This is a genomic window from Parabacteroides hominis, assembly GCF_014287585.1.
Lineage (GTDB): Bacteria > Bacteroidota > Bacteroidia > Bacteroidales > Tannerellaceae > Parabacteroides > Parabacteroides hominis.
Window position 1 is genome coordinate 1 of the sequence record NZ_JACOOJ010000075.1, and the last position, 5,534, is coordinate 5,534.

5 protein-coding genes and 1 pseudogene are annotated in these 5,534 nt (G+C 43.5%); 4 read left to right on the forward strand and 2 right to left on the reverse strand.

Annotated features, from left to right (window positions below):
- Positions 1 to 204, forward strand: a pseudogene (locus H8S65_RS20965) (hypothetical protein); the annotation flags it as partial.
- Positions 165 to 428: a hypothetical protein gene (locus H8S65_RS20485; protein WP_186931669.1), complete on the forward strand. Its 264-nt coding sequence runs from the start codon at positions 165 to 167 to the stop codon at positions 426 to 428. The pseudogene H8S65_RS20965 and the gene H8S65_RS20485, both read left to right, overlap by 40 nt.
- A gap of 109 nt (positions 429 to 537) precedes the next feature.
- Here H8S65_RS20485 and H8S65_RS20490 read toward each other — a convergent pair whose 3' ends face one another.
- Positions 538 to 795 carry a DUF2442 domain-containing protein gene (locus tag H8S65_RS20490; protein ID WP_186931670.1) on the reverse strand — a complete coding sequence of 86 codons (258 nt, stop codon included), beginning with the start codon at positions 793 to 795 and terminating at the stop codon, positions 538 to 540.
- The gene (locus H8S65_RS20495) at positions 740 to 988 is read right to left on the reverse strand and encodes a DUF4160 domain-containing protein (RefSeq protein WP_255489339.1); all 249 of its coding nucleotides are present in this window, start codon (positions 986 to 988) and stop codon (positions 740 to 742) included. The genes H8S65_RS20490 and H8S65_RS20495 overlap by 56 nt, the downstream gene beginning before the upstream one ends.
- A 65-nt stretch (positions 989 to 1,053) precedes the next feature.
- On the opposite strand from H8S65_RS20495, the gene H8S65_RS20500 reads away from it, so the two are divergent.
- Together H8S65_RS20500 and H8S65_RS20505 are read left to right on the forward strand one after the other, a co-directional pair.
- On the forward strand, positions 1,054 to 4,977 hold the full coding sequence (locus tag H8S65_RS20500) for a phage tail tape measure protein (protein ID WP_186931671.1): 3,924 nt from the start codon (positions 1,054 to 1,056) through the stop codon (positions 4,975 to 4,977).
- 4 nt (positions 4,978 to 4,981) lie between these two features.
- Positions 4,982 to 5,389 (forward strand): hypothetical protein, encoded by a 408-nt coding sequence (locus H8S65_RS20505; RefSeq protein ID WP_186931673.1) that lies wholly within the window; start codon positions 4,982 to 4,984, stop codon positions 5,387 to 5,389.
- Positions 5,390 to 5,534: the final 145 nt, after the last annotated feature.

The following is a 5,534-nucleotide window of genomic DNA, read 5'->3' on the forward strand; positions in this document are numbered from 1 at the left end:
GAAGCCCTGAAAGATAACTGTACATGGGAGGATATTTACATCCTTCTGAATGCCATCTTATACCGGATCGGTTGCAACCCTTTTTCTCGTACTATCATAGCGCTGGAAGCTGTGAGCCCATTAAGCGAAGCGGAGATAATAGCCCTTCAAAGAAACAGCGAGACATGGAAGAAGAAGGCCCTCAAAGCAGCTTCATGTTCTTAGTGACCTGCAATGAGGCTTTCGGTTATTCTCATGAACAAATATTGGATAGCAGCTTTACCCTGTTGATCGGCATGCTACGTGAGCGTGGTTATTTGATGAACCGGCGAGCCAAAGATTTTCATTCGGAAGATACGTCAATTAAAGAGGAAGATGGAGAATGGATTGAAATGGTTGACTTCGATACTGGTCGTGTGAAACGGATAAAGAAAGTTTCATCGGCATAGTTATATATTACATTGAGAGTAGAGAAAAGATTTTGTCATAGTGATGAATTTTGATTTGTTTGGTAAATAAAAAGCCCTGCGGACTGTGAAGTTAGCAGGGCTTTGTTTGTTAAAAAGATATCGGGTAACGCTCCGGATGAATTATGCTGTCGATCTCAAGATCCACATCGATTGCATCCCAACGCAATGATTCTTCATCTGGCATGGTCACATCCAATACATCCGATACTTTGGCATTTTTGAACCAAGGGTATCTGTCATACGATAGATAATATTCCTTCCCTCCTACGAAAAGGAGGATACCGCGTGCATTAATCATTGTTACTTCCGCGGTGGTTGTTCCATTTTTCTCTAATAATGTGCTCATGTTTTTGTACCTCCTTTATTATGTTTGAAATTTCGGTTGAAGAAAAACCTTTATTTTCAGCCAAAGAAATCGAAGGCTCTATCCAAATTTTAGCCTTTTTTTCTGCTTGTCTGATATGTATATGCATTCTGCTTTCTTCTAAAGAGAAGAAAAAGAAACGCATTCCATTTTTATAAAAAACTGTTGGACTCATACAGCAAATATACAAAAGATTCCTGAATACAAATGCTTTTGTCTATATTTTACCATAAACGCATTATGGGAATCAGAAATAGGGATGGAGCCTTATTTATGGCTACTGGTATCGATAATTCCGGCTTATACGCGGGAAAACGGGATGCGATGGGAATTATCAAGACTTTGGCAAGCGAGGTTACATCTTTTGATATATTCGGCGGTATCGGTATCAGTGCGGCGACGGCATTTGCCAAGGCAGCCAAGAGTTCATACGATTTTGAAAAAGAGTTTCGCAAGAACATGCTGGAAGTGGCAACCATTTCCACGCAGGTGACGGACGACATGACCGGTTTCATGAATCAGGTCATGTCCATAACCCAAGAGATACCGATCAAGGCTCCGGAAGCAGCCAAAGCACTCTATAGCATTGTTTCTGCCGGTCATGATGGGGCGGATGGCATGAAGATTCTGGAAGTCTCGGCTAAAGCTGCCGTGGGAGGGCTTACAGAAACCGAGACGGCAGCCGATGCCATAACAACGATCCTGAATGCTTATAAGATGTCAGCGGAGGAGGCCGGTACGGTCTCGGATCAGCTTTTTACAACTGTCCGGTTGGGTAAGACTACCTTTGGCGAATTGGGGGCTTCCATAGCCCAAGTTGCACCTATTGCAGCCGCATACGGGATTAGCATCGATCAAGTGTTGGGTGCAGTCGCTTCATTGACCAAACAGGGAACGCCGACAGCGCAGGCAATGACTCAAATCCGGGCTGCTATCCAGGGCACTGCCGGAGAACTTGGGGATGCAGCTTTCCAAGGTCGTACTTTCCAAGAAGCATTGCAGTTGATTAACGAGAAGGCCGGCGGTTCCGCCTCTAAGATGAAGGAAATGCTCGGTACGGATGAAGGGTTGGCTGCTACATTGGCTTTGACCGGAAAGAATGCTAAGTCGGCAGCGAGTGATCTCGAAGAGTTGCAAAGCTCTTTAGGGGCTACGGAAGCCGCGTTTGAAAAGATGAAAGATGCTGCAGATAATCAGCTTACATTGTTGGCTAATAATGTACAGGCCTATTTGCGTCCTTTGGGAGAGAAGATTCTGAAAGAAGTCTCCGATATTGCCAAGGCTTTTAATGAAGCATTTGAGAATAACAATATAGAAGGTACAATATCAAACCTTGAATCGTTGGTAAAGAATGCAGCTGGAGCTTTTCTTTCATATAAAACAGCTATTCTATTAGTTCAGGTAGCTCAACATTCGTATGTAAAATCATCTGCTCTAAGCCGATTAGCGACAATTCAACATACGACAGCTACAGCATTACTTACCGGTGCTTTAAGAAAACAGGCTGTTGCTATGTTGGCGGCAGGAAAGGCAGCTCTTGCAAACCCATATGTATTAGCTGTGGCAGGTGTTACCGCATTGGGATATGCAATATTCAAACTTGCGACACAGGCTACAGCTTCGGAAAAGGCATTGACTGCTCATAATAAGAGAGTCGCAGAAATGAGAGAATGGTCTGACGGAATGAGAAGTCAGACGGAAGAAATGTTGGGTGTGTTGCAAGATGAAAATAAGTCCACTTTGCAAAAGGTTGAAGCTTATAAAAAGTTACAAGAGCTTTATCCGAATGAATTGAAAAATCTTTCTCTACAGAAATTCCTTTTAATGGATATGGTTGAAGTCAACAAGATGTTGTCCAAGTCGATAGATGATCGTACTATGGCACAACAACGTGCAACTGTGAATTCCATTGAAGAAGAGATGGCTAAAAATAGTAAACGGATTTCTCAACTAGATAAAAAAAGTTGGCTTGACACTAGCTTCCCAGAAGCACTTGAATTACGTCGGTTGCGAAAACGGAATGAGCAGCTAAAGATAGAACATGAGAAGGCAGTAGAGATCGTTGTACAAGGATTAAAAGATCGTACGAAAGCAGAGGCTTTGGTAAATAAACAATCAAAACAAGAAGAGACGAAGTTTGCAAAACCTGTAGATCAGAAAGAACTTGAGAAACAGAAAAAACTTCAAAAGGAACTTTTATCCCTTCGCCGCCAGAATCAGCAATCCGAGATAGACCAGATGAAAGAAGGTTCCGACAAGAAGATCGCCCAGTTGAATCTTGACTATGACAGAGAGTTGGATACTATCCGTGCAAGAGAAAAAGAATGGAGAGAGGCACAAGGCGGAAAGTTGACCAAAGAGCAGACGATTGAGATCCGAGTGGCAAAAGTCAATGCTGGGGCCAAATTAGGAAATGCGACATCTGATGTTATCCATGAGCAGATTGAAGCAGAAGAACGCGCCATGAACGAATACCTGAAAGAATATGGTTCATATTTGGAAAAGCGTCAGGCTATCACGGAGCTTTATAATGAGAAGATAGCAAAGGCCACAACGGAAGGTGAACGGCTTTCCCTTGCAGAAGGTATGAAGAAAGAGCTGGCGGACGTGGATAATGAAGCCCAAAAGAGCACCTCCATTATCACCCGGCTGTTTGATGATATGAGTAAAAAGAATATCACCTCTATTCGTGCCATTGCGGATGAAGCGGAAAAATTCTTGTCTTTTCTTGAAAGAGGGGAATATTCATCTAATAATTCATTCGGTATTACCAAAGAACAGTTTGATGTGCTTCGTAAATCTCCGGATCAGTTGAAAGCCATCAAAGATGAAATAGCCAACGTCCGCCGTGAGGCCGACCAAATGGAAACCTCTTTTAATAAAGTGTCAAATGGCCTGAAAAAAGTATTTGCCTCTGAAAATGATACCAAGAAGTTAAAAGAAGGTTTGGCTGAAATAGAAGAGGGCATGAATGAGATCATGCAGGCCGGACAATTCCTTTCTGACACGTTTTCGAAGATCGGAGATTCGTTCGGAGGTGTATTCGATGGGATAGCCGAAGGCTTCAGCGTGGCTATGGACACTGTAAGTTCTGCAATGAACGGTGCTAAAGCTGGTTCCATGTTTGGACCCATCGGAGCGTCTGCCGGTGCTGCCATTGGTGTGGTCACGTCTTTGGCCGGCGCCATCGCCAAGATTCATGACGCTAAAAACGAGAAGCGTATTGAGCGGTTGCAGGATCAGATCGACACTTTGGATAAATCGTATGATAAACTGGAAAAGTCAATCGAAAAGGCTTATTCAAAAGATGCTTCCAAATTGATCGAGCAGAATAATAAGCTATTAGAACAGCAGAAGCTCCTTATCCAGCAGCAGATCCGTGAAGAACAGGATAAAAAGAAAACCGATGACAACCGCATCAAGGAATGGCAGAACCAGATCGATGAGATCAATGAAGCCATCGCTGATAACAAGGAGAAGGCCAAAGATGCCATCTTCGGAGAGGATTTAAAGTCGGCTATAGAGAATTTTGCAGATGCATACGCCGATGCATGGGCTTCCGGGGAAGATAGGGCGGAGTCGGCAAAGGAAACTGTCAAAAAGATGATGCAGCAGATGGTGACAACCTCTATAAAATCGGCTATCCAATCATCCAAGGCGATGGAGAAGATCCGTGACAAGCTGAAGGAATTCTATGCCGACAACGTCCTTTCTGGTTGGGAACAGGATTATATCTACAATATGGCGGAAGAGTTACAGAGAGAATTGGATAAGCAGTTTGGTTGGGCTGATAGCCTGATGAAGGACAAACAGGAAGAAGAAAATGTTTCCGATAACTCTCTGAAAGGTGCATTCTCTAAAGCATCACAGGAGAGTATCAGTTTACTTGCCGGACAATTCGGTCGTTTCGGTGTCCTGCTGGAAGACATACGTGGTAGTATGCAACCGATCCGTGAGCAAATGCGACTCATCTTTGACCTTCAGGTAAAAGGATGGGAAGATGTGAAAGCTATTCGTGATCTTTCGGATAAGGTTGAAAAGAATACCGAGCAGATCGCAGAGAATACGAAAGAAATTAAGACCGTAGCCGACAAAATCTCTGACAATACAAAGAATACTGTTGATGCTTTGGAAGGTACTATTAACGTAAAAGTAAAAATGTAACATGATGGACAAAGAGTTTTTTGAAATAGCAAACCGGTTAGGTGCTTGTAGGTTGTTGCATGGCACAGAAAGTAAAGAAGACCTTATGCGCCTTCTCCTGACACCGCAGGGTACGGAGTTCTGCACAAAGAACAATTTCCCGTCTATGGAACAATTACGGGAGTTCCGGGGCGAGGAGGCTGAGAGCATGGGAATCTATATCGATACGGATGTGGAACTGGTTAATCCGGTGAAGGTATTCCTGGCCGGTTCTAAGGCTATACTTCATTTTGATACGATCGGCCGCTACAACGTGATCCTAATGCACGGGGCAGAGGCCGAGATCCATGCGAGTAACTATGCCGTGGTGTTCGTAAAGAATGCCGGTGGTAAAACGATAACCCATAAGGATCATACAGCACTTATATTATGACAATTGACGGAAAAGACATATATACTGAATGGGGATGTAAGTTATTGGAAGGTTCTTTTGATGATCTTCTGAAATATCCCAAACGTAAGGCGGTCAAATATAACAACTGGGCGGAAGCCGACGGGATCGATCCCGATCTGTCGGT